The following is a 23,018-nucleotide window of genomic DNA, read 5'->3' as shown; positions in this document are numbered from 1 at the left end:
TAAGCTCCTGTAGTCTTTGTTCAGATTTTTGGTCAGGATCAGAAAGTAATACATCAAGCTCCTCATCGCTTTTGATGAGAAGTTCTCCATGGGTCAGACCTTTGGAGTCAATCAACTGAAGGTACTTCTTGACCGTATTTCGGGAAATACCCAAAGTTTTGGAGATGGTTTGCAGTGCCATGCCGTTGTCACGGTGGCGAATTATCTGTTTAAGATTGCTCATAGTTATCGTTTTTCCTGCCATACTTTACGGTGTTAGTTCTACCGCAAAGCAAACGATAACTGAAAAAATCCATGTGTTCAATCATGTCATTCTGGCAATATTGACCCCTCTTACAGAGATGGTCAACACGGTCGGATTGACAGTGGTCAAGATCACCGGAATTAGGTCCCTCGATAGTGAAATATCCCCATAAAAGGGGGTGGTCAACATCATCGGAAAAAAGTGGTCAACATCACCGGAACAGGTGGTCAAGATGGATCGGAATATACACGAAGTCAACTTTATCAAGTAGAGGGAATTGCGGATAATCATAAAAGGATTAAGAATAAACCATGTTCTGCTTCTGGAGAAGCGGAACAACTAAACGACCTCCGTGCAAAACCCTGTGTATACCGTGGTTACCTGACTTTAAAACAAAAAAAAGGGTCTCCCAGAACAAGGAGACCCTACATAAATTCTACTTTATTTAAATCAATTCAGATTCACCTCAGACTCTTTAAACTCACTTTTGTCCAATTTGATTTTAGATTTTTGGTGAATCTTTACCGGCCTTATTTCCAATACTCTAGGCTGCATTGCGACCTTCTTTTTCAAGTAGTGGACAGTGACTTTGTCAAGCCTGTAGCCCAGGAACATGGAAATCAAGACAATAACTGGAAGCACTATATTATCAGTCAAATCCTTCATGAAAAATACCAAGACGATAATACCAAGTTGCAGAGAACCTAATATGAGGGCCACATGATTATGTTTCAAACCTATTCTCATTAAGAAATGATGCACGTGTGATTTGTCCGGACTCATAGGTTTTTTTCCCTGTGAAATCCTTCTGGTAAACACTCTTCCCATATCATATAAGGGAAACATCATTAGGGCTACTGAAGCTGCGAAGGTTGATTCAAATTTAAGAAATGCACCTTCAGCCAATCCTTCATTGATCCCCATAAAGGCTATAATCAATGTTCCCAAAGTAAATCCTAATGTCAAAGAGCCAGTATCCCCCATAAAAAGCTTGGCAGGATGCCAATTAAAGACAAGGAAAGCCAATACACCTCCAAGGAATATGAAAGAGATAAGCGCATAGCTCTCTACTCCCTGAGCAAGAAACCATGCCCCCAAACAACCAAAAGTAATCACAGCAATGGTTCCAGCAAGACCATCAAGACCATCGATCAGATTAAATCCATTGGTAAGAGCCAATAAAACAAAACCAGAGAAAAGATAGCTAACCACATCATTCAATTCACCTAGGCCAAGAAATCCATGGAAATCCCTAATTCTCACATCAGCTACTACCACCACTAATAGTACGGCAACTAATTGCCCCAGTAATTTTCTGGATGCCTTTAACTCTACCAGATCATCTCTCAAGCCCACAATAAACATCAGCAGGATCGCTCCCAAAATAAACTTGATATCAGGAAGTGGGAATTGCCAACCCCAGATCGCCAGAGAAACTGTACTTGCCACCACGAAAGAGATCCCCCCCATGGAAGGAATAAATGCTTTGTGGATTTTCCTACCTCCCGGTTGGTCGCCAATTTTTAATTTCTTTAGAAGAGAAATTAGAATCGGAGTGACGAAAAAGCCTACTGAAAAGGCAGTAAGTGTGGCATATAAAAAAAACATACTGAGTTGGTTTTTGAATTACAAATTTAAATAATAATAATACAATTGCATTGCCATTGCGAATAAATTAACAATTAGATAAAAACCTTGACTATTCCATTTATTACAAAAGGGAACATGAACATGCATTGAATAGATTTAAACAGAAAAAAAATTTTCTCAAAAAAAGCAATTGAATAAATATTGAATTGCATTTTATGGCTTAGGCACTTGAATTAAGGCTTTTCCACCCTATTTGGGGAATATTTTCACCTAGTGAAGTCAGTCAAGATTCTAAATTTCTCAATTTGCAGAGTTAGTTTAGGATTAAGGTTTGGTTGAATTAAAAGTTTAAGGATTGATGGTTTAAGGGTTAATGGGTTAAGGGGTTAAGGGTTAATGGGTTGTGTCAGTGCCTACTAAAAACGGCACACTGAAAACTAACTACTCACTTATTCCAAAAATAAATCAAACTCGTCTGAGCCAAAAATGAAGTTATATTCTCCCCTTTCGGAAAGTCTGACGTGCTCTCTGGAGCTAGCTGCCACTGGTAGTTGTGCGCTTGTATTAGCTGCAGCTTGGAGCTAAGTAAAATATTATCCCACTTTTTATCAAAAAGGAAACCTATGGAAAGATCTATCCAGGGTTTTCTTTCAGTATCCTGAAGTAGGGCCTTATAGTAAAAGTCTTGATTGTTAGCCAAGCGTTCAACTTGAATTCCCATTTTATCCATCCCTTCTACGAGTGAGAACTCTATAGTCTGCACATTAGAACCGACTCCTATCCCAACACCAAGTGGCTGTCCGTTTTGGACAAAACCTCTAGTAGGATTATGAGTATGCCATGTCAATCCCCCCTTCAAACCACCATTACGGATATATGTATTAACAGATTCCTTTTGCTGAGTCATTTCTCCTCTAACCTGAATCATTTTACTGGCAGAGGGCAAATCAAATAATTGTACAAAACCTAAAATATAGGCTCTGGCATGCTCTGGATTTAGTGTGAATTCCCTCCAGTTTTTGGCATGATCTCTACGACCAAATTCGAAATAGAGTTCAGATTTAGTTTGTGGAATTACATACCTGCCAAATACAGAAATCTGCTGGTCTTGGCCATTGGCATCCTTATCAAAACCATAGTTATCTTTTGTAACTCCAGAAAATACGGGCAAATAATCTAAAAATCCATTCCCCATTGATTCGCTGTACTGTTGGAAAGTTCTGGTAATACCTGCAAATAAACCCGGGATCCACTTTGGATTGTAGGACAACATTATAGCATTCAAATATCTCCAATCCCCCGAAAATGGTGTGAAATATTGAGAATTTAGTTCAGGGTATTGAGAAGGATCATAGCCTGAGTTTTGAAGTTTGCCAATGATGAGTTGAGTTTCAAAGTTCCCTATAACCGTTTTTGCTGGTTTTATTGTATTGAGAGTGAAATGAGGGAACCCCTTAGCATTATTTGAAAAAGTCAAGGCATTGAACTGCCCCGGTCCCCACCAGATATTTTCAGTCGCAACCCCTACTTCAAAAGCACCATATTGAAAAGTGAGTTTAGACTGTCCCCACCAAGGATTTGCAACCCAACCATTCCCAAATCTCTCAGGAAAATCTCCATAGTTCCAGTAAAAAAATTTGTCTCTAATCTCAACATTTGAAAATTTGTCCAATCCAGTTCTAAATCCTTTGTTTTGAGCTATAACGAGTTCAGGTCTAAAAGTTAGGTTGAAATGCTTATACTTCAGCTCTACCCCCCCAGAAAAATAGGTCTGAAAACCTGGATTCGGAATCATACCATTATCACCCCAACCATACGGTCTTTTGGAACTGATTCGCGTGGTATTAATAATTGAACTGAGCTTGATAGATATTTCACTGTCGCCAATATTCTCAGAAAATGGATAAAGGCTGGTATCAGCTAAAATAGGTCTTAATAAAAATGAGGTCGATTGATACAAAGAGTCCAGTAATTGACTTCGCCTGGCATTCTCCTCTAAAACAGGAAAATTAGCAGGGATTGATTGGGAGAATGAGAACCCTGAAATCAATAAAAAAAGAAAAAGAACTAAAGAATTTTTCATTTAATCACCAATTATAAAACTTACCCTTCTCAAATCTGAAATCATCATTTTTAGCTTCATCCAATGATAGGTTAGAAAAAATCATAAGGGATGAATCTGTTGATTTTGACTGAAGCCCGTTTGCATATCCGCCGGGAACCAGCAAAACATCTGGCGAACCTGCATCCAAGATAAATTCAAAAGTTTGTCCAGCCAATCCTTTATCGAAATCAGTGATTTCTACCAACACAATTTTTGCTATTCCACTAATCGGAATTATAGCTTTGGTTTCAACTTTATGTGCTTGCCAAGCTCTTATTTGATCTTGCTCACTAAAGAAAATTGAGTAAAATCTTTTTACCGACGAAAGGTCAAACTCGTTACAATATCGCAATTCACCTCGCTCATCTTTGTGAATGGAAATGGGAATAAGAGTTGGTTTAGTCAAGAGTAATTTCGGATAATTTCATTAAATTTTTATTTCTATCAAAATATTGAAATAACAGCGTCTGAGCTGATAAGCTCATCTCATCTAATTCTATTTTCGATAAAGACATCATTTCTTTGAATCGATCCCCAATCATGTCTATATCGTTAGAATCAGCACTCAACCCCAAATGAAACTCACTTAGAAGATTTGGTACTTCACCTTTCATTACCGCGAAAATAGGTTTCTTATACTGAAGGTAAGTTTGAAACTTACTTGGAATCATAATCTCATAAATCGGTGCATCAACAAGGGAAATCAATAATACATCGCTAGCTTCAAAATAGTCAGGCATTTCGCTCAATGGCTTTCTCCCTATAAAATTCACATTGGGGATTTTTTCTTCTTCCACCAGACTTCTTAAATCTTCCAAACTAGATCCGTCTCCTACAATATTCAGATATGCTTCAGGAAATTCTTTAACAGCTTTACTAAAACCAAGAAGTACCTTGTCGAGATTTTGAACTTTTCCTATGTTACCAGCAAATGTAAAATTAATTTCACCTGAAAAATTCAGTTTGTTTGATGCTGATTTACTTATAATGGACCAATTGGGTATCCATGAAATAACTTTTTCCGATTTCAAATAAGCATTTATTTTGGGAGCAAATCCTTTACAAGAAACTGCAATTTTATCTGAAGAATTGTAAACCAACTTAACAAGAGTGTTCAATACTGTATCCAATAACCTGTTTGGCTTAAAGCCATAAGCGTACACTGTATCAGGCCATAAATCCTGTGTCCAAATAGTTAAATTCTTATTATATAATTTTTTGATCAGAACTCCCGGTAATGCAACAGTTAAGGGACCAGTCTGATAGACAAAGATTTTATCGAACCTTCTACCAATAAATAGCGCTACAATCGAAGCAAAAAATACAAAGGAAACGTAATTGAGAATTTTAATCACCTTACTCTTTTGATAGCCTTGGATCACAGGTACTCTGTGAATTGGTATATTTTCGAAATAGGTCTTTTGATATATGCTGTTCTTGTAACCCGAAAAAGTTTTGCCGAACGGATAAGAGGGAGTTCTAGTAAGAACTTCCACAGAATAACCATTATTTTTCCAATATTTGGCTAAATCATTGATAACAAACTCCTCGGGGAAGAATGCTTCCCCAATAATCAAAATGCTCTTATCCTGCATCTGGATAAATGGAGGAATACAATGACTTATTTTCGAACATAAAATCTTTCATTTCTTCAATCATAACTTCGTAGGAAGGAATAGTAAAATCTATATCATTTTTTTCACTTTTCAAACTTTTATCAACTCTCTTACCCTCAACTGAATTAACCTTAACTCCTCTACCGAAGGTTTTATTAAATTGATTTAGAAGTTGAAATTTTGAAATTGCGCTATCATTTGTCACATGATACAGACCTTTTAGATCTTCAATAATAGCTTTTCTAATAGTTTTACTCAGCTCAATAGTGGTGACTCCTCCCCAAAGTGCTTTGGTGAATCCATTTACTTCTCCTTTTTGATTCATAAACCAGTGGAACAACCCTTCGCCATTCTGCTTGATCTCGGGACCAATGATTGAAGTTCTCAACGTAAGGTGCTTATCTGAGAAAATTTCTCCTAATCCCTTCCCTCTTCCATAGACATCATCCGCATCCCGAAAATCAGATTCTACATATTCACCCTTCTTACCGGAAAACACGCAATCCGTAGAAATGTGAATTACTTTTGAATCAATCTCATCTGCAACACCTACAAGCCAATGCGGGAAGTAAGCGTTGATTAAAATGGAGTTCTTAGGATTTTGATTAGAGCCTTTTATTAAAATGCCTATACAGTTAATTATTACATCAGGATTGATTTCTTTGATTATTCCTTCAAGCTTTGTGAAATCTGTAATATCACAAATGATTGTTTCTTCCCTCAACTTATTTCTAAAGGAAAGATCAAAAACCTCAAACCCCTTAGATTTCTCCAAATTGAAAAACACCTGGTGACCAAGCATTCCTGTTGATCCTAATACTAAAACCTTTTTCATCTGTTTATTTTTTCTTTTTCAAAGGTCAGATGGAATCTCGCATGGTGAACAATCATTACTCTAGGTAACATTACTCGTCATGCTCGATTTTATCTGTTTATTTTTTCTTTTTCAAAGGTCAGATGGAATCTCGCATGGTGAACAATCATTACTCTAGGTAACATTACTCGTCATGCTCGATTTCAAGTGCTTATATTTTTTTTTTAACTGTCATAACCTGTCCCGCACCGAAAGTTGGGATTGCCTTTCCCGCCTGTGTGATAATGATCTCTCCGTGTGACGTTTCAGACATGCTCGATTTTATGTGTTTTTATTTTTTTTTAAAAGTCACATGGAATCTCGCATATTAGGAAATCACGCTCCTTAAGATGTTTCAGGCATGCTCGATTTCATTATTTATTCCAGGTAACTTTATTAACTATAGACGTATAGCTCTGAATAGCTCTAATTACTCGGGTAGAACAATTAGTCACTTGATATTCTAAAGGTAAATGTGCTTGCCCGCTTTCATGCAATTCTTGGGCAATTGGAATAGATTGAAGCATACTTTCTGTACTTATTCCACCTAATACAATCGTTCCCGCATCAATCGCTTCTGGTCTTTCTGTGCTGGTTCGGATACTTACCGCAGGAAAGTCCATCATTGCCGATTCTTCCGAGATCGTTCCTGAATCTGACAGCACTACAAAAGCTTCCTTCTGCAATTTCACATAATCAAAGAAACCAAGAGGTTCAATGTTTCTGATCAATTCATGAAATTTGATTCCACTAGCTTTGATTTTATTTCTTGTCCTTGGATGAGTACTGAAAATGATTGGCATCTGGTATTTTTCAGCCACCGCATTCAGAGCCTCTGACAAAATGTTGAAATGATCTTTTAAATCAATATTTTCTTCTCGATGTGCACTGACTACAAGGTATTTCTTAGCTTCTAATCCCAACTTTTGAACTACGGTAGAATCAATTATTTCAGACATATATTTATCTAAAACCTCTTTCAAAGGAGATCCGGTAACAAATACGTGGTCCTTACGAAATCCTTCGCTGAGAAGGTATCTTCTACTGTTTTCTGTGTAGGTTAAGTTAATGTCTGAGATATGATCAGAGATTTTTCTATTTATTTCTTCAGGCACATTCTGATCAAAGCAGCGATTTCCAGCTTCCATATGGAAAATTGGGATTTTCAGGCGCTTGGCTGCAATAGTACATAACACACTATTCGTATCTCCCAACACCAATAAAGCATCAGGTTTGATTTCAGACAGCAATTCGTAAGATTTAGCTATGACGTTACCAATAGTCTCTCCTAGATGTTTGCCAGCCACATTCAAATAATGATCTGGTTCTCTTAATTGGAGATCTTCGAAGAAAATCTGATTCAGCGTATAATCGTAATTCTGTCCCGTATGAATTAATATATGCTCAAAAAACTCATCGCATTTCTTAATACACTCTGCCAATCGTATTATCTCAGGACGTGTCCCTACTACCGTGACTACTTTTAATTTACTGCTCATTAGTTGCTCCAATTTTTCAGTTCATCCTGAATATATTCCAAACTCATCAATTTCTCTTTGATTTCTGGAATGGTTAATCTTCTGGTATTATGTGAATTGTAATCGACCAAGTCAGCCGCATGAGTATTTCCTTCCGTGAAGTAACTACCATAATTTAAGTCTCTATTATCAGCAGGAATTCTAAAGAAATCACCCAAATCATCCGCTTTCAACATTTCCTCGCGGGTACAAAGCGTTTCGAAAAGTTTCTCTCCATGACGTGTACCAATAATATTAATTTCAGAATCAGAATTAAACATTTCCTTCAATGCCTGAGCTAAGTCTCCTATAGTAGAGGCAGGCGCTTTTTGAACGAATAAATCACCTTGATTTCCATGCTCGAAAGCAAACATAACCAGATCAACAGCCTCATCTAATGACATTAGGAATCTTGTCATTTCGGGATCAGTAATAGTCAAGGCCTTATTCGCTTTCAGCTGCTCAATGAATAAAGGGATCACAGAGCCACGGGAAGCCATTACATTACCATAGCGTGTAAGGCAAACTTTGGTCTTATTCTCCCTGATATTTCTTGATTCAGCTACTGCCACTTTTTCCATCAAGGCTTTGGTCATACCCATTGCATTGATAGGATAGGCAGCTTTGTCAGTACTCAGACAGATTACATTTTTGATCTTATTTGCCACACAGGCTTTGATTACATTCTCAGTACCAAAAACGTTGGTTTTTGTAGCTTCCATTGGGAAGAACTCACAAGAAGGTACTTGCTTTAAAGCAGCCGCTTGAAAGACAAAATCAACGCCTTTCAGGGCTGTATCCAAGCTACTGTAATCTCGCACATCACCAATGTAGAACTTAACCTTAGGACTGTTTAGGGCAACCCGCATATCATGCTGTTTCTTTTCATCTCTGGAAAAGATCCGAATTTCTTCGATATCAGAATCTAGAAAGCGTTTTAGAACTGCGTTGCCAAAGGAGCCAGTTCCTCCGGTAATTAGAAGTGTTTTATTTTTGAACATACTATTTTTTGATAATGACGACCGCATTAGATGCGAATATTTTAATTTTTAACATATGGAAAACCCTATTAAATACTTCTATAAATAAATAGGCAGGATAAAAGGAAAAGAAGTACTCAGAAGCTCCATAATAATACCTAACCTCAAAAGAAACACCCTCAATTGTTTTTAAGTGCTTTTCCAATGAAAAAGAATTACACAAGTTATAATATACCGGGTATCCTGAAATTTCTTCGGCTTCTGGCCGTAATAATTTAATTAATGATTTTTGAGTTTTGTTCCCAATTAATTTTGTAATGAGCGAATAAGGATGAAAGCCTAAAGGAAAAACATGAATAGAACTACCACTATTATTTAAACAATCAATAATATTCTGAAATGTCTTTTTGTTATCATCAACATGTTCTAATAAATATTTAGAAATAATGATATCAGCTTTAATATTAATAGGATCTGTACAAGATTGATTTAAATAAACATGATAATGATTTTCCCAGTTAAAATCTTTATCAATATCAAGTCCTATGTATTGCTTTACTTCAGATTTATTAAAAATTGGTCTTTGTGTACCCCCTAATTCCAAAACAGTCAAAGTAGAAAATTCAAATTGTTTTAAATAATCATAATAATCTAATTCACACTTATTTGCTGGACCAAACAAATGAGAAAACAATTTATATGTAGCTAAAGAAGCTTTTTTATTAAGATTTATAAACTTAGATAATATCATAATAAAAATTTTTAAATAGTACGTGAATTAATAGATTTTCACTTTTAAAAATTTAATAGCTTTTTATATAAATTCTCCCAAACGGAGACATTTGATTCAATGTCAAAAGTGGAAGTACACAATGAATAAGCATTAGAACGCATTTGAAGATATTCAATTTCACTTAGATTAATAACTTTCATAATTGAATTTGAAATTTCCTCAACAGAACTTTCAGTCCAATAACCAGCTCCACATTCTTTCAAAGATTCCCAAGGAGTATTTTTAGAGGCAATAACAGGGGTTCCTTGTGCCAAAGCCTCTAATACGACATTACCAAAGTTTTCAGATTGTGAAGGTAGTACTAATGCAAAGGAAGAGGCAATCAGTTTGTCTTTGTCATCACCCTGTATGTGCCCTAAAAAAGTAACCGAATCCTGAAGATTTAAAGTATTAACCAGTTTCTTCAGTTGCTTTTCATAGACTATCTCGTAGGGTAAACGAGCTGAACCAGCTATAACCAACTTCAATTTCTTATCCAATGATTTCTGTGAATATGCAATTGACTTAATTAAAACATCAATATTTTTTATTGGGTTAATCCTTCCAATAAACAAAAACTGATCTTTAATGACTTCCATTTCATACCTAGGAGCCATTTTTACATAATTGGGTATTACACTTACTCCTTTGGCTTTGGGAAAGTATTTAGCAATAATACCAGATTCAAATTCATTGGTCGCATGAAAATATATTTTCTTTTGAAACACCCCAACTAAAAGCAACCAAACTTTTTTCTGAAAAGACTTAATCTTCAATGCAGCAGGATAAAGCTCTCCTCTCGGCGAAATAATCACTTTCTTGCCTTTGAAGATTGCACTAATCAAAAGTGGCAGAGTAGGTGGAAAAAAAAGACTGGAAAATTGAACAATATCGCTTTCGCTAATAAATTTCATCCCGATTTTCAAAAAGTCTTTACCTTTATTATTCACGAATTGAACCTCCTGACTTGGAGTACTTGTTTCTACAGACAAAAGATCTAAAGAAACTTTGGCGTCCAATCCGAAATCTGTGGATAGGACAATTGCTTCAAATTCAGAGCTATCCAATGCAGAATTTAGCCAATATAAGGTGTTAGCAGGTCCACCCGCTTGTGAGGGATAGTAACATAAAAGAGGATGAAAAATTTTCATTGAATCTGACGGAGAACTCTGGCGGGATTCCCACCTACAATGGTATTTGCGGCTACATCTTTGGTAACTATTGCACCAGCTGCAATAATTGCATTCTGTCCAATATATCGTACTTGAGGTAAAATAATTGCGTTTGCACCTATCCAAACTCTGTCACTAATAACTTTTACAATTTTATTGGGTTTTGAGAGTGGATTAAGTCCATGATCGTGACTCATTATATTAGCATGCTCAGAAATAACTACATAATCGCCTATAGTAACATTACCACTAAAGTCAAGCTCCACCCCTTTATTAATTTGAGAATTATTGCCAATAATCAATTTGCTGTCAGGAAATTCAGTATAGATATTAACTCCTCTACCTATAGAGACATGGTTACCAAAGCTCAAGTTATGAGGATATCGAATAGAGACTCCCTTTTGAACAACTAACTTATTACCCGTTTTCCCCAAATTAAACTTCCAAAAAAAACTGGACACTTTTTCAAAAACTGAAATGTATAGTACACTGATGATAACACTCAAGAATTTGATTAATCCAAGGGGTTCTAAATTCCAATATTTGATAAGCTTACTTTTCATTTATCAAATTTTTCAAAAGTAAATCAGCGTGCGATAATAAGGAGCCATTTATGATTTCCTGCAGAGTTTCTTGACCTTTTTTTCCAACTTTTTCCAGAACTCTTACTTGATCTAAATATTGATTAACGATGACCCCTGCTTTTGCTGAATCTTTCACTGGAATTTCAATGCAATTAGATAGATGCTCCATTCTCCCAGAAATCCCACCAACAAATGTGGTAAAAATAGGCAGTCCACTAGCCATTGCTTCATAGAGTACTCGAGGGAAACCTTCATCGTGAGATGTGAAAATAAAAGCATTCGCATCATCGTACATAGCTTTCAATTCATCTTTATCAGAAATTAAGCCATGCAAGATAACATTATTCTGAAGACCTAATTGGTTAATATTGGTTTTGACTTCTTCAAACAAATCACCCCCTCCAACTATATTCAGAATAAAATTAAAATCATTAAATTTAAGATGCTTTGCAATATGCAGCAATTCATTAATCCCTTTTCTCTCTTCCACTCTACCCACAAAAAGCAGGTTCCATGTCTGAGGGCTATTGTAATTACGATCCAACTTCAAATCATCTAGCTCAATGCTAATCATGGGTCTAATCACATCAACGGTATCACAAAATGTTAAAAGATCATTAGATAATGAAGGTGAAACCGTCAATATGAACTTAGAATATTTTAGGATAATTCGATCAATGATACCTTGATTATAATACTGTCCTCTAATATAAAGTCCTATCGGCTTTCTTAACATAATAGCCATAAGTCCAATGATTTTACCTAGGGTTCCAGGATAGAAGATATAAAGAAATTCATTATTAGTCACCAAACTTAAAAGTTTAGGAAGAAAAGACAGTGACTTCTTATTCGGTAAGAGTTCAAAATCCAAATTATGAGTAATTAGATCAAAGTTTTGAAGATTATTATTTTGGTCATATATGGTGGTATTTTGTGTAAAACTAACGGTATGCTTTTCACTGATACCCTGCAAGAAATAACCAGTGTGATTGTTTATGAAAAAGGAGGAGTCATTATCAACACCAATAGAGCCATTACCTACGACAAGGATTTTCATATTACAGAATTAAAAATTAATTATACATAAAAGGAACAGAGTGTTAAAAATATGATTGAAATTTTGATAATGAAAAATTAAACAGAACTTATCTGATTTTAAATTTCTTATTATTAATATAAACTAAAAGAATCATGGGTAAAAATACCCTAAAAATTCTTCCAACCACGTGAAATGTAAATAAGTGTCCAATACTAAAACCAATGGCGATAGAAACAAAAGCAAAAGCATAAGAAGTATAAACATTATTAGATTGCAGAAAAAAGGAATCAAAATAGAGAATAAGAAGAACTGATAAAACAGGATAAATAAAAAAGAAAACCACTCCTAAATGCATATAACCTTGAATGCTCATTGGTAAAATTCTGGAACTAGGTCTATTGACAGTTGAAATCTTCTCATTAAAAATTACATTAGTTCGATAATCCATATTTGCTAATCTATGTAAAAAGGGAATGGAACTTAAGTAGTCATTTAATATTAATTCAACATCTATTTCGCCTTCATAATCTTTAAAACCATATAAACCTTGATAAATATTAGGAAAACTATTAGTATAACCATTTATAAAATTCGAAAAGTAAACTGGGCCAATAAAAATCTCCACTCCATCAGATACTGAACTCGTTCTAAATTGTTTAAAAATAGTAAGAGTCAACATGAGTACAAAGAAATATATAGAAATAAAGAGTAATATTTTTTTACTATATTCTTTATAAAATTTTGAAACTATAAAAAAATATGAAAGAAAAGGCAATAATATACTAGATCTACTAATACCAATATAGAATAGTGAAAAAACAAGTATACAAACAACAGACAAAAATATATAAATAGCCTTTTTACTTGAAAAATATTTTAAGCAATACTTCTCAAATAAATAAAGATTTAAAAAAATAATTGTAAATTTTAAGAGTTCGAGTCCTAATGTAGGGCCATAAACCATTTCTTCATCTCCAAAGGCATATGTAGGATCAGCATACCTAGATGAGTCAAAAACGAAATGGTAATTTCTTAACAATACTGGAAAAGCAATAATTAATATAAGCGAACAGACTACCAACAGAAAAATAAATACAAAATTGGGCTTTGTTACAAATGGAATTACGATATTTTTTTTTCTTGAGAAAAATTTAATGGTAAAAAAAATTAAAACCATTTCAACTAACATAAGATAATAGACCAAATAAACATATTCACTAATCAAAACTCGAGGAATAACATCTGATTCATAGCCGCCAAGAATATAGAACGGAAAGAAAACAACGTATTTCAAGAATAACATTATATAAAGTATTATCAAGCCCGGTCCAAAATATATATTATTCTTAGAAAAAAACCACAAACAAAAAGCAAAACAAAAGGGAATAATAAATACAAATTGTATACCGTTAGTAGAATCACTATTAAGTGATAAAAGTAAGCAATAAAATGAAACCAGAAGTGAAATTAAAACAATTATTCCTCGTAAAGAATAAATGTTCAGTGGTCCCAGATAATAAGTCTTATTCATATAAAAAAATGATAGTTTAAATAACTTTTATTGAGGATAATATTATTAAATATAATTTTATTAGCTAACATTATTTATCCCTATTCTTAAGTGATAAAAAAATATCTTTTAAATCCTTTAAAACTTTTAAATTTAAAATAAATGACATAAACAAAAATAAAATTAAACCAATAATAAATTGTGCAAATATAGTCCAAAAACTATTTATTATCACAATTTCGATACCTATATAATATATTATAAAAGATAATACAGAAGATATAAACATAGTAGAGGATATATCTCCAAACTGTTCCTTCAATCCATACCCAATCTCACGGCCAGAATAATACATTATTATTAAAGTATTTACGATGGTTGCGATTACTTGACCAATAACTAAAACCAAAACACTATACCAAATCGTTATGGCTATAGATATAAAAGTTATTATCCTCAGGGCAATTGACACCATTAAATAAAGTTTGCTATTTCCCTTTATTAAAAAAATATTTTGATTAATCGAATATAATGGAAAAATAGCTCCTGTAATACATAAAAGCATAAAGTATTTTACTGCTGGCTTCCAAGCATCTCCTAGTACCAATGGGATTAACTTATCTGCAACAACGACCAACCCTAACATCAATGGAAAAACTATAAAAAAAGCTATCCTTATTACTTTTCGATATGCTTGCTTGAGTTGTTCGTCCTTGTTTTGTAAAACCGATAAGGTAGGATATGTCACATTTCTAACTACAGTAGTTAGGGTTTGGGACGGAATAACTGAAAGTTGTTTTCCTTGAGTATAAAAACCTAAATCAGCTTTGGTATAAAACTTTCCTATTAAAAGAGTTTGAATGTTAGACGCAATAACATCAAACATTCCAGAAAGCAACAAATTACCACTGAAAGCAAATAATATTCGTATAGGTTTAAAGCTAAAGCTTAGCGAAGGCACCCATTTAGCAAACACCCACAAAAAGATGACACGTAAAAATGAAGCTAATACCATTTGGATAACTAAAGCCCAAACCCCAAACCCGTTGTAAGCTAAATAAACAGCAAGTATTCCTGCCAACAAATTTGCAATTATAGTCCTGTTGGCTAAAATTTTAAAATTAACTTCCTTTATAATTTTGGCATTTTGGACAATCCCAAAAGAATTTATAAAAATAGTTAAGAAAACAACTCTTGAGATATTTGTTAGTTCAGGATAATTATAAAAATCACTAATTAAAGGAGCTAATAAGTAGAGACCTGAATAAACTACTATTCCAATAAAAATATTGAAATAAAACACTGAGGTAAAATCGGTTTGATCTGAATCTTGCTTTCTTATTAAAGCTTGAGAAAACCCACTGTCTAATATTACTTTTGAAAGTTCTGTAAAGATTACAAGTAACCCAATAACTCCAAAATCTTCTGGAGTAAGCATTCTGGCAAGTATTACTGTAATAACAATTTGAATAATTTTACCCCCAAACATTTCAAAGGCATTCCATAGGACACCTTTGATAGTTTTTTTTCTTAGATTCATTATTTATTCATACAAAAATCTAAGTCCTTTCACTAATCAGTTTTGCGGGTACGCCTCCTACAATTTGATAATTTTCAACATTTTTATTAACGACTGCTCCAGCTGCTATCACTGCACCTACTCCAATTTTGACACCATCTAAAATAGTAGCGTTTGCGGCTATCCATACATCGTCTTCAATAATAATACCTTCCATTGATAACTTTTGATTCTTAATCAAATCCTTCTTTTCAAACAAATGATTTGATCCAACAATTACAACGTTTGGAGCTATTAAACAATTGTTCCCTATCGAAACTTTACCTCTAATAGTGCAATTTCGATTTATCGAACAATTATCCCCAATATTTATTTGAGCAAAAGTACCTCTAATTTCAACATTTTCACTTATTCTAACCTTCCTGCCAAGAGTAATATTATCTATTAACATAGAATAATCTCCAATACCCACATTGTCATTTAACATGACTTTGCCAGATATTAAAACTCGCTTTCCAAGGCTTAACCTTTTATACTTAAATCCAAAAAGTAAAAGATTATTTATAATAGACCAAAAATATCTATTATATCTAATTAAGAAATTTTTAAGTTCTAGCAAATTGTATAATTTATATTAAACTACAAACTCTCCCAATACCAGCCTACAGCTTCTTCAATCCCTGCATCAATTGAATGGGTTGCTTTGTAACCAAGCATTTTATTAGCTTTTGCAACTGATGCTAAGGAATGAGGAATATCCCCCTTACGATTCGCCCCATGCACTATATCTACATCCGATATGGATGGATCATAAACTGCCAGATGCTTTTTAATTAATTCGGTCAATTGAACTAAGGTAGTTCTATCTCCCACTGCAGTATTGTAAATTTGGTTTAGAGCCGTTTCGTTCTCCGTAGTAATACAGAGTAGATTCATCTGCACCACATTGTCTATGTAGGTGAAATCACGGGAGAAAGTCCCATCTCCGTTGATTACGGGGCTCTCATGATTCATAAATTTCTTTACAAATAGCGGGATTACCGCTGCATAAGCTCCATTTGGGTCTTGCCTTCTTCCAAAGACATTGAAGTATCTTAAACCAATAGTGTTTAAACCATACGTTCTAAAAAAGTTCTCTGCGTACAACTCATTCACATATTTGGTAATCGCGTAGGGAGATAAGGGTTTGCCTATGACATCCTCCACCTTTGGTAAAGCCTCCGAGTCACCATAGGTAGAACTACTCGCAGCATACACAAAACGCATGACTTCAGCATCTCTTGCTGCTACCAGCATATTCAAAAATCCACCCACGTTTACGTCATTGGTAGTAATCGGATCATTGATAGATCTGGGTACTGAACCTAAAGCTGCCTGATGTAGCACAAAATCTTGGTTTTTACAGGCAGCATGGCAAGTAGATAAGTCTCGAATATCACCTTCAATTAGAGTAAAATTTGCATTCTCTAAAAAAGGCTCAATATTGTGTTTATGCCCTGTCGCGAAATTATCCAAACAGGTAACGTATGCTCCCAAGCCTAATAAAACTTCACACAAGTTGGAGCCGATGAAACCAGCTCCTCCCGTTACTAATACTTTCTTATTTTCTAATTGTGTTTTGAATTGCTCAAACATATCTGTATTTCTAAAATTATAGTCTAGCGTCAACCAACTCTTTGCGCAATACCGATTTTACATCAAACACTACCTGCTGATCTGATTTTTTAATATCCCAAGTTTTGAACTCTTGATGACCTACTGCAAGGATAATCGCTAAGACGTTAAGAGTTAAAAGGTAAAGGGCTAAAATGTTAAAGGTTAAGGGCTAAATGGTTAATGGCAGGGATTGATTAACATTAAACGAATTAATGATTAACGGAAAAGGCGTTAAGGGTTAAAAGTTAAAAGTGTTAATGGCAAGGAATCTTTAACGATTAACGAATTAACATTTAATACTTAATAATTCCGCTTACTTAGCTTCTTTTACTTCCGGCATCAGATTCACTTTACATAAGTAAAAAAACCCTCATAACTTAAATCTTCATCTAATTTCTCCCAATGAATCCCGAATGGAGACAATGTAAAGGATTCCAAAACTTCTTTACTGGCTTTTTGTAACTTAGGGAACCAATTTAAGGGATGGCTTCTTTTTTCACCATTACTTGTTTGAATAAAAATTTTATCATCTTCAAACCATACGTTTATTATATTATGTTCCATGATATTCGTTCCATTTATTGATAATGATTTCTTAATTTTCTTCGAATATAGCCAAAGCTAACGAAACATCTTTTTTCTTTAGTCCTTTATTAGAAATAACAAGTACTTTTTTTACATCAAACTTAGCTTCTCCATCACCGTTTTTGACATGAATGTGAATTGGTAAATGCTCATTTGAATAAAAGAAAAATCTTAATCCAAATATTATAAATAACGTGGGCATATAATTTAATAAGACGTTGCAGAAACTTGCTGCAAATCAAATTTATCTAAGATTTGCTACCTTAATCGTCTAAGGATGATCTTTTTATTTAAAGAATTGGTTCTAATACTGGCTTTGCGCCGTCATTGATAATGTCAATTCCATATTCATGCTTTACTTCTGCAGCATTTGCCCAATGATCATAGACACATACATCCATATCAAATGATTTGAGTTCATTGTAGATATCGATTACTCTCGTGTTCCGTACATCGGGATCCTCCTTCCTTGCATTCCGGCGGACAGGCAGTCCTGCCTTCGGCAGGCAGGCTTCCTTAAATGTAAAGCCTAAAATCAGCACTTTGGAATCAATCACCTTGATGTCTTTGCGCATCATATGGTTGATGAACCCGGTGGAAATGTTCTTTACCTCGTAGGATTTAGGATCTCGTAAAATTTATTTAGGCAATCCGATTATTTTTAGCATTTGATTAGCTTTTTCAAGCTTTTCAGGAAACAAAATCTGCCCATCGTATTGATTTAAACTTGGATCAATTTTGACGATGGGTGTTTTCCTTTTTTTAAGATCAGTCAATAGATTACTTGAGTTCATCTTTTTTCAATTTATTTGTTTTCTCCTTACCAAGAATCCTTCAAACTCAGTGTCGCGTCTAAATTTTTCCCAGCTATCATTTAGTTGCCCGTAAACCTCAAAGTCTTGATTCAACTCTTCAAGGAACTTTGCGATACCCATTCTATACAATCGAGTTCGAGATTTTGTGCTTCCAATTAAATATACCCAAGAATCCGAATATTTATCCGTAAAAGCATAAACGGTAGCTGCTACTGTAGCAAGGACTTTATCTCGATCTCCATTGTCAGTTATTACCCTATCATTTATTTGACCAGTTTCAGTGTTTTTGTCACCGAATGCCAAATTATAAACTCCCTTTAAATTGGTTGGTTGATACGCTACCAATTTAGCAACTTTACCAAACTTACCCTCACTTTCGAATTCGAAAGTCATCAACTGGCTACTCGATGATAACGGGTATTTTGGTAAAATCATTTCAAATCAAGAACGTTTTATGGAATTTATCTAATCCTATTTTCCTATTCACAATCTCGCATCCACCAATTCCTTACTCAGCATTCCTTTCACATCATACACCACTTGTTGATCCGATTTCCGAATATCCCAAGATTTAAACTCCTGATGGCTTACTGCAAGGATTATGGCTGAATAATCTTCTAATACTGGTTTTTCGCCTCCATTGATTATCTCTATTCCATATTCATGCATCACCTCTGCTGCATCTGCCCAAGGATCATAGACACACACATCCATATCAAATGATTTAAGTTCATTGTAGATATCAATTACTCGGGTATTTCGTACATCCGGACAGTCTTCCTTAAATGTAAATCCTAAAATCAACACCTTTGAATCTATCACCTTCAAGTCCTTACGCATCATCAACTTAATCACTTCAGTAGCTACATGCTTACCCATGGAATCATTGAGGCGTCTTCCGGCCAAAATAATCTCCGGGTGATATCCAAGTTCCTGTGCTTTTTGAGCCAAATAAAATGGATCCACACTGATACAGTGCCCTCCTACCAGTCCTGGCTTGAATGGCAAGAAGTTCCATTTGGTACCAGCTGCTTCCAGAACTTCCTGGGTATCCACTCCCATCAAGTTGAAAATTTTAGAAAGTTCGTTTACAAAAGCGATATTGATATCCCGCTGCGAGTTTTCAATCACCTTTGCAGCTTCGGCTACTTTAATGCATGAGGCTTTATGCGTACCTGCGGTAATTATGGATTTGTAGAGTTGATCTACATATTCAGCGACTTCAGGAGTACTTCCAGAAGTTATTTTTAGAATCTTGGTAACCGTATGTTCCTTATCCCCTGGATTGATACGCTCAGGAGAATATCCTGCAAAAAAGTCTTCGTTGTACTTTAACCCTGAAATTTTCTCCAATACTGGCACACATTCATCTTCTGTCACTCCAGGATAAACCGTTGATTCATAGATCACCACATCCCCCTTTTTCAATAGCTTAGCAATCATTTCTGATGCTTTAATCATTGGAGTCAAAACAGGTCTATTGTGTTTATCAGTAGGAGTTGGCACTGTAACTATATAGATATTGGCAGTAGAAACAGGCATGATTGCATCTGTAATTAGCAATCCGTTTCCTTTCTCATCTAATTCCTGTCCGGTTAGTACCAACACTTTCTTTAGATCCTCATCGGCTACTTCCAAGGTTCTATCACGCCCCTTTTGCAACTCCTCAACTCTTGAAGGGTTGATATCATAACCTACAGTTTTATATTTCCCGGCAAATGCTGCCGCAAGTGGAAGGCCGACGTAGCCTAGACCAATGATGGCGATTTTACTTTCTTCTAATTTAGTAAGCATATAAAATTTAAATCGTTGATAGTTAAAGGGTTAAGGGTTAAGGGTTAAAATGTTAATTCGTTAAGAGTTAAATCGTTCAAAGCTGGTAATAATTAACATTTAACTGATTAACATTTAACAAAAGATCGGTTAAGGGTTAAATTGTTAAGGGTTAAGGGTTAATGGATTAAATCGTTGAGAGCTGGATCTATTGTCATTTAACTAAATAACGTTTAACAAATTAACATTCAACGCTTCTCTTATACCCCTTTCCACTACTATTTTTAAGCACCTGAATTAAGCCTTGAATTTTGAATTTTAAGATTTAAGTTAATCTTTGAATTTCACTATGCTCAAAATTGTTAATGAAATTAGCGTCTAAGGCTCTAAAAGACTGCGAACGAACCTCCCCATTTGAACCTTTGGCTATATATAAAAAATTTATAAACTCTTTATTTCCATATCTCTCAAATCCTTCTGCGATATTATCCATAATTGAACCTGCTGCAGAATTAATCTGACCACAAAAGCGAAAATCTTTAGAGAATAATTCTTTTCTACTTAAAACTCTAACATACAAGCAAAGTTCCCTAGCTAATTTCCATATTTCTAGATTCTCAAAAGATGTGATACTTGCCAAATTTCAATAAGTATAAATTTTAAGACTTAACGATTTAACATTTAACAAAATAACTTTTAACTAATTAACCCTTTAATCCACCAACTCCGGCTTCTCCCTCTCCAGTCGCTCAAACACTTTCTTCACATCTTGAGCGTTGTCTTTTTTGAGAATCAGGATAGCGTCAGCGGTTTGGATAAGAAGTGTATTTTTTAAACCTAAGAACTCGGTGTGAAGATTTGTACCGATGACCATATTGCCTTTCCCGTCCACAGCAAAACCCTGATTTTTGAAATGATCATAAATAGATTCAAACGATCCCATATCTGACCAGGCAAATTCAGAAGGCACAACTTTGATTTTCTTGGTCTTCTCCATTACTGCGTAATCAACAGAAATCGAAGGAATCTTCATGGAAAGATCAAAATCCATTTTGCCAGCTGAGGATGTATCAAAGGCAGTTTTGGAGGCCGCATATACTTCCGGTTCAAAAGCTTTCAATTCTTCCAGATACACTCCTGCCTGAAAACAGAACATTCCTGAATTCCAGTAGAAGTTCCCGCTCTCCATAAATGTTTCTGCAGTTTCCAAATTTGGCTTTTCACGAAAACTCTTTACCTCTTCACCGGCTGCCTCTATATAACCATAACCCGTTTCCGGGCGTTTTGGCTTTAAACCGAAAGTGACAATGTACCCTTCCTTGGCAAGCTGAACAGCTCTGTCCACAGCAAGCTGATAATCAGAAGCAGATTCTATCAAATGATCTGAGGGAGTTACAAATAAAATATCAGTTGGTTTGGCCGAAAATCCTGCAAAAGCTATTGCAGCGGCTGTATTTCGAGGGCATGCCTCAATTATTTCTATGTAGTTGGAGATACCTGCAGATGCAAGATCCTTTCTTGAGAGATCAAAATTGTCGCAATTCCCAACCACAATAACCTTCTCAGAAAACTCAGCGTTCCTCTTTACAGTATTTTGAAATAAGGTTTCACCTTCAAAAATAGGCAAATACTGCTTAGGCCGGGATTTACGAGAAAGAGGCCAAAGTCTGGAACCTACACCACCTGAAAGAATTACATTAATTACTGACATTTACGAAATCGAATTTTGGATTAAAAAAAAATATTTTGAGCATGGTTGGAAATTAACTTCAATTATATCGGTATTTAAAAGAAAATAATTTTCCAGTATTAAAATCCGCCAAGGCGGAAAAGTAGGTATATCTAGGTACAGCTTCGCCCTTTCAGTCCCATTTCTGGCTGATAATAGGGGTGGTTAGAAATCCCTTTATCAACCCTGTTAGGATCTTTGCCTGTCTTCTATTCTGAATAAGTTACTAGTAACTCAATTACAGAATCCAAAATAAAAGGGCTTTAATAATGTCAAAATTTTAATTTTGTCCACTTTTTAAAGCCTTTGAGGTTGCAAAGATAGGGAAGTGAGTAGTTTTTGTACTCATTTTAAATACTATTTTTGATCTGAATTTTTATATACTGAAATCTGCATTTCGAAAGGTAATACAGTTTTCCAACCACGGTGATTTATCAAATAGTAATCCAAATCATAAAGTTTTGGATTACTGTGCTTTTAGAAATACATCTCTGTAGAGATTATCTTCAATCTGTAGGGATCGGGTGATATTAAACCAGTTAGATTTTGAAAACTAGAGTGACCACCGATGCTTAGGACGACAGAATGCTGTCGTGACCCCGACCCCTAAAAGGGAGAAAGGCTATGTGGATGTTTAAAATCTAGCTTTAGGAAATCACAATACCTATAAACTTTGAGGATAGCACGAATTGAAATGTTTTTAGGGAGAATGATTATTCGCCCTTACAAAATATGCGACTAAAATCAACCGTAAAAAGTCCTTTCGGCACGACATGTTTTGTAACCATGGGTGCAAAAGACAAACAAGCCTTTGTCTCCGGCGCACTATATTCTGTGATAAGATGAAAGTTCTTGCAAGGAAAATGAAAACAACTATGCGGAAATAACTCGTCATAAGGATGAATGATTATTCGACCTTGATTTAGAAGAGTCCCATCGGGACGACCTATGGGTAGCCTG

23 protein-coding genes and 1 pseudogene are annotated in these 23,018 nt (G+C 34.9%); all 24 read right to left on the bottom strand.

Annotated elements, in window-relative coordinates; all coding sequences use genetic code 11:
* On the bottom strand, positions 1-223 hold a 223-nt coding region (locus BVH04_RS23945; protein WP_169714508.1), incomplete at its 3' end, for a helix-turn-helix domain-containing protein.
* 471 nt (positions 224-694) lie between these two features.
* A complete protein-coding gene (locus BVH04_RS23940; protein WP_086543985.1) occupies positions 695-1,852 on the bottom strand; it encodes a glycosyltransferase family 4 protein in 1,158 nt (385 codons plus the stop codon).
* Between the two features lie 427 nt (positions 1,853-2,279).
* Positions 2,280-3,917, bottom strand: coding sequence for a capsule assembly Wzi family protein (locus BVH04_RS23935; RefSeq protein ID WP_086543984.1), 1,638 nt, complete (start codon positions 3,915-3,917; stop codon positions 2,280-2,282).
* A gap of 4 nt (positions 3,918-3,921) precedes the next feature.
* Entirely contained in the window at positions 3,922-4,344 is a 423-nt protein-coding gene (locus BVH04_RS23930) for a WxcM-like domain-containing protein (RefSeq protein ID WP_086543983.1), read from the bottom strand.
* Entirely contained in the window at positions 4,337-5,293 is a 957-nt protein-coding gene (locus tag BVH04_RS23925) for a glycosyltransferase family 4 protein (protein ID WP_205635926.1), read from the bottom strand. The genes BVH04_RS23930 and BVH04_RS23925 overlap by 8 nt, the downstream gene beginning before the upstream one ends.
* Positions 5,294-5,522: 229 nt before the next feature.
* The gene (locus BVH04_RS23920) at positions 5,523-6,389 is read right to left on the bottom strand and encodes a dTDP-4-dehydrorhamnose reductase family protein (protein WP_086543981.1); all 867 of its coding nucleotides are present in this window, start codon (positions 6,387-6,389) and stop codon (positions 5,523-5,525) included.
* A gap of 392 nt (positions 6,390-6,781) precedes the next feature.
* Complete coding sequence (gene wecB / locus BVH04_RS23915) at positions 6,782-7,906, bottom strand: non-hydrolyzing UDP-N-acetylglucosamine 2-epimerase (RefSeq protein WP_086543980.1); 1,125 nt, start codon at positions 7,904-7,906, stop codon at positions 6,782-6,784.
* Positions 7,906-8,925: a polysaccharide biosynthesis protein gene (locus tag BVH04_RS23910; protein WP_086543979.1), complete on the bottom strand. Its 1,020-nt coding sequence runs from the start codon at positions 8,923-8,925 to the stop codon at positions 7,906-7,908. The genes wecB and BVH04_RS23910 overlap by 1 nt, the downstream gene beginning before the upstream one ends.
* A gap of 1 nt (position 8,926) precedes the next feature.
* Positions 8,927-9,655: a class I SAM-dependent methyltransferase gene (locus BVH04_RS23905; RefSeq protein WP_086543978.1), complete on the bottom strand. Its 729-nt coding sequence runs from the start codon at positions 9,653-9,655 to the stop codon at positions 8,927-8,929.
* A gap of 44 nt (positions 9,656-9,699) precedes the next feature.
* Positions 9,700-10,827, bottom strand: coding sequence for a glycosyltransferase (locus BVH04_RS23900; RefSeq protein WP_086543977.1), 1,128 nt, complete (start codon positions 10,825-10,827; stop codon positions 9,700-9,702).
* Positions 10,824-11,411 (bottom strand): acyltransferase, encoded by a 588-nt coding sequence (locus tag BVH04_RS25935; protein WP_205635925.1) that lies wholly within the window; start codon positions 11,409-11,411, stop codon positions 10,824-10,826. The genes BVH04_RS23900 and BVH04_RS25935 overlap by 4 nt, the downstream gene beginning before the upstream one ends.
* Positions 11,401-12,489: a glycosyltransferase family 4 protein gene (locus BVH04_RS23890; RefSeq protein WP_086543976.1), complete on the bottom strand. Its 1,089-nt coding sequence runs from the start codon at positions 12,487-12,489 to the stop codon at positions 11,401-11,403. The genes BVH04_RS25935 and BVH04_RS23890 overlap by 11 nt, the downstream gene beginning before the upstream one ends.
* Positions 12,490-12,577: 88 nt before the next feature.
* The gene (locus tag BVH04_RS23885; protein WP_140160656.1) at positions 12,578-14,002 is read right to left on the bottom strand and encodes an O-antigen polymerase; all 1,425 of its coding nucleotides are present in this window, start codon (positions 14,000-14,002) and stop codon (positions 12,578-12,580) included.
* A gap of 70 nt (positions 14,003-14,072) precedes the next feature.
* Positions 14,073-15,521 carry a lipopolysaccharide biosynthesis protein gene (locus BVH04_RS23880; protein ID WP_086543974.1) on the bottom strand — a complete coding sequence of 483 codons (1,449 nt, stop codon included), beginning with the start codon at positions 15,519-15,521 and terminating at the stop codon, positions 14,073-14,075.
* A 19-nt stretch (positions 15,522-15,540) separates the two neighbouring features.
* Positions 15,541-16,119 (bottom strand): acyltransferase, encoded by a 579-nt coding sequence (locus tag BVH04_RS23875; RefSeq protein WP_086543973.1) that lies wholly within the window; start codon positions 16,117-16,119, stop codon positions 15,541-15,543.
* Between the two features lie 20 nt (positions 16,120-16,139).
* Positions 16,140-17,135: an SDR family oxidoreductase gene (locus BVH04_RS23870; RefSeq protein WP_086543972.1), complete on the bottom strand. Its 996-nt coding sequence runs from the start codon at positions 17,133-17,135 to the stop codon at positions 16,140-16,142.
* Positions 17,136-17,501: 366 nt separating this feature from the next.
* The gene (locus BVH04_RS23865; protein WP_086543971.1) at positions 17,502-17,720 is read right to left on the bottom strand and encodes a DUF2442 domain-containing protein; all 219 of its coding nucleotides are present in this window, start codon (positions 17,718-17,720) and stop codon (positions 17,502-17,504) included.
* 31 nt (positions 17,721-17,751) lie between these two features.
* Positions 17,752-17,943: a DUF4160 domain-containing protein gene (locus BVH04_RS23860; RefSeq protein WP_086543970.1), complete on the bottom strand. Its 192-nt coding sequence runs from the start codon at positions 17,941-17,943 to the stop codon at positions 17,752-17,754.
* A 103-nt stretch (positions 17,944-18,046) separates the two neighbouring features.
* Positions 18,047-18,349 (bottom strand): annotated as a pseudogene (locus BVH04_RS23855) (hypothetical protein); the annotation flags it as partial.
* A gap of 30 nt (positions 18,350-18,379) precedes the next feature.
* Positions 18,380-18,535: a hypothetical protein gene (locus BVH04_RS25635; RefSeq protein WP_169714507.1), complete on the bottom strand. Its 156-nt coding sequence runs from the start codon at positions 18,533-18,535 to the stop codon at positions 18,380-18,382.
* 6 nt (positions 18,536-18,541) lie between these two features.
* Positions 18,542-18,991 carry a DUF6934 family protein gene (locus BVH04_RS23850; protein WP_205635924.1) on the bottom strand — a complete coding sequence of 150 codons (450 nt, stop codon included), beginning with the start codon at positions 18,989-18,991 and terminating at the stop codon, positions 18,542-18,544.
* 48 nt (positions 18,992-19,039) lie between these two features.
* Entirely contained in the window at positions 19,040-20,350 is a 1,311-nt protein-coding gene (locus BVH04_RS23845) for a nucleotide sugar dehydrogenase (RefSeq protein WP_086543968.1), read from the bottom strand.
* Between the two features lie 304 nt (positions 20,351-20,654).
* Entirely contained in the window at positions 20,655-20,969 is a 315-nt protein-coding gene (locus BVH04_RS23840) for a four helix bundle protein (protein WP_240511053.1), read from the bottom strand.
* A gap of 72 nt (positions 20,970-21,041) precedes the next feature.
* A complete protein-coding gene (locus BVH04_RS23835) occupies positions 21,042-22,040 on the bottom strand; it encodes a mannose-1-phosphate guanylyltransferase (RefSeq protein WP_086543967.1) in 999 nt (332 codons plus the stop codon).
* Between the last annotated feature and the right edge of the window lie 978 nt (positions 22,041-23,018).

This window comes from Algoriphagus antarcticus (assembly GCF_002150685.1).
GTDB lineage: Bacteria > Bacteroidota > Bacteroidia > Cytophagales > Cyclobacteriaceae > Algoriphagus > Algoriphagus antarcticus.
Note: the sequence above shows the minus strand (reverse complement) of the source record. Positions and strands in the feature narration are given on the sequence as shown.

Coding starts and splice junctions, on each gene's coding strand:
- BVH04_RS23940 (WP_086543985.1), bottom strand. CDS start 1,852: ATGTTTTTTTTATATGCCACACTTACTGCCTTTTCAGTAGGCTTTTTC.
- BVH04_RS25635 (WP_169714507.1), bottom strand. CDS start 18,535: ATGAACTCAAGTAATCTATTGACTGATCTTAAAAAAAGGAAAACACCC.
- BVH04_RS23885 (WP_140160656.1), bottom strand. CDS start 14,002: ATGAATAAGACTTATTATCTGGGACCACTGAACATTTATTCTTTACGA.
- BVH04_RS23835 (WP_086543967.1), bottom strand. CDS start 22,040: ATGTCAGTAATTAATGTAATTCTTTCAGGTGGTGTAGGTTCCAGACTT.
- BVH04_RS23900 (WP_086543977.1), bottom strand. CDS start 10,827: ATGAAAATTTTTCATCCTCTTTTATGTTACTATCCCTCACAAGCGGGT.
- BVH04_RS23920 (WP_086543981.1), bottom strand. CDS start 6,389: ATGAAAAAGGTTTTAGTATTAGGATCAACAGGAATGCTTGGTCACCAG.
- wecB (WP_086543980.1), bottom strand. CDS start 7,906: ATGAGCAGTAAATTAAAAGTAGTCACGGTAGTAGGGACACGTCCTGAG.
- BVH04_RS23865 (WP_086543971.1), bottom strand. CDS start 17,720: ATGGAACATAATATAATAAACGTATGGTTTGAAGATGATAAAATTTTT.
- BVH04_RS23880 (WP_086543974.1), bottom strand. CDS start 15,521: ATGAATCTAAGAAAAAAAACTATCAAAGGTGTCCTATGGAATGCCTTT.
- BVH04_RS23870 (WP_086543972.1), bottom strand. CDS start 17,135: ATGTTTGAGCAATTCAAAACACAATTAGAAAATAAGAAAGTATTAGTA.
- BVH04_RS23845 (WP_086543968.1), bottom strand. CDS start 20,350: ATGCTTACTAAATTAGAAGAAAGTAAAATCGCCATCATTGGTCTAGGC.
- BVH04_RS23910 (WP_086543979.1), bottom strand. CDS start 8,925: ATGTTCAAAAATAAAACACTTCTAATTACCGGAGGAACTGGCTCCTTT.
- BVH04_RS23935 (WP_086543984.1), bottom strand. CDS start 3,917: ATGAAAAATTCTTTAGTTCTTTTTCTTTTTTTATTGATTTCAGGGTTC.
- BVH04_RS23850 (WP_205635924.1), bottom strand. CDS start 18,991: ATGATTTTACCAAAATACCCGTTATCATCGAGTAGCCAGTTGATGACT.
- BVH04_RS23890 (WP_086543976.1), bottom strand. CDS start 12,489: ATGAAAATCCTTGTCGTAGGTAATGGCTCTATTGGTGTTGATAATGAC.
- BVH04_RS23860 (WP_086543970.1), bottom strand. CDS start 17,943: ATGCCCACGTTATTTATAATATTTGGATTAAGATTTTTCTTTTATTCA.
- BVH04_RS25935 (WP_205635925.1), bottom strand. CDS start 11,411: ATGAAAAGTAAGCTTATCAAATATTGGAATTTAGAACCCCTTGGATTA.
- BVH04_RS23905 (WP_086543978.1), bottom strand. CDS start 9,655: ATGATATTATCTAAGTTTATAAATCTTAATAAAAAAGCTTCTTTAGCT.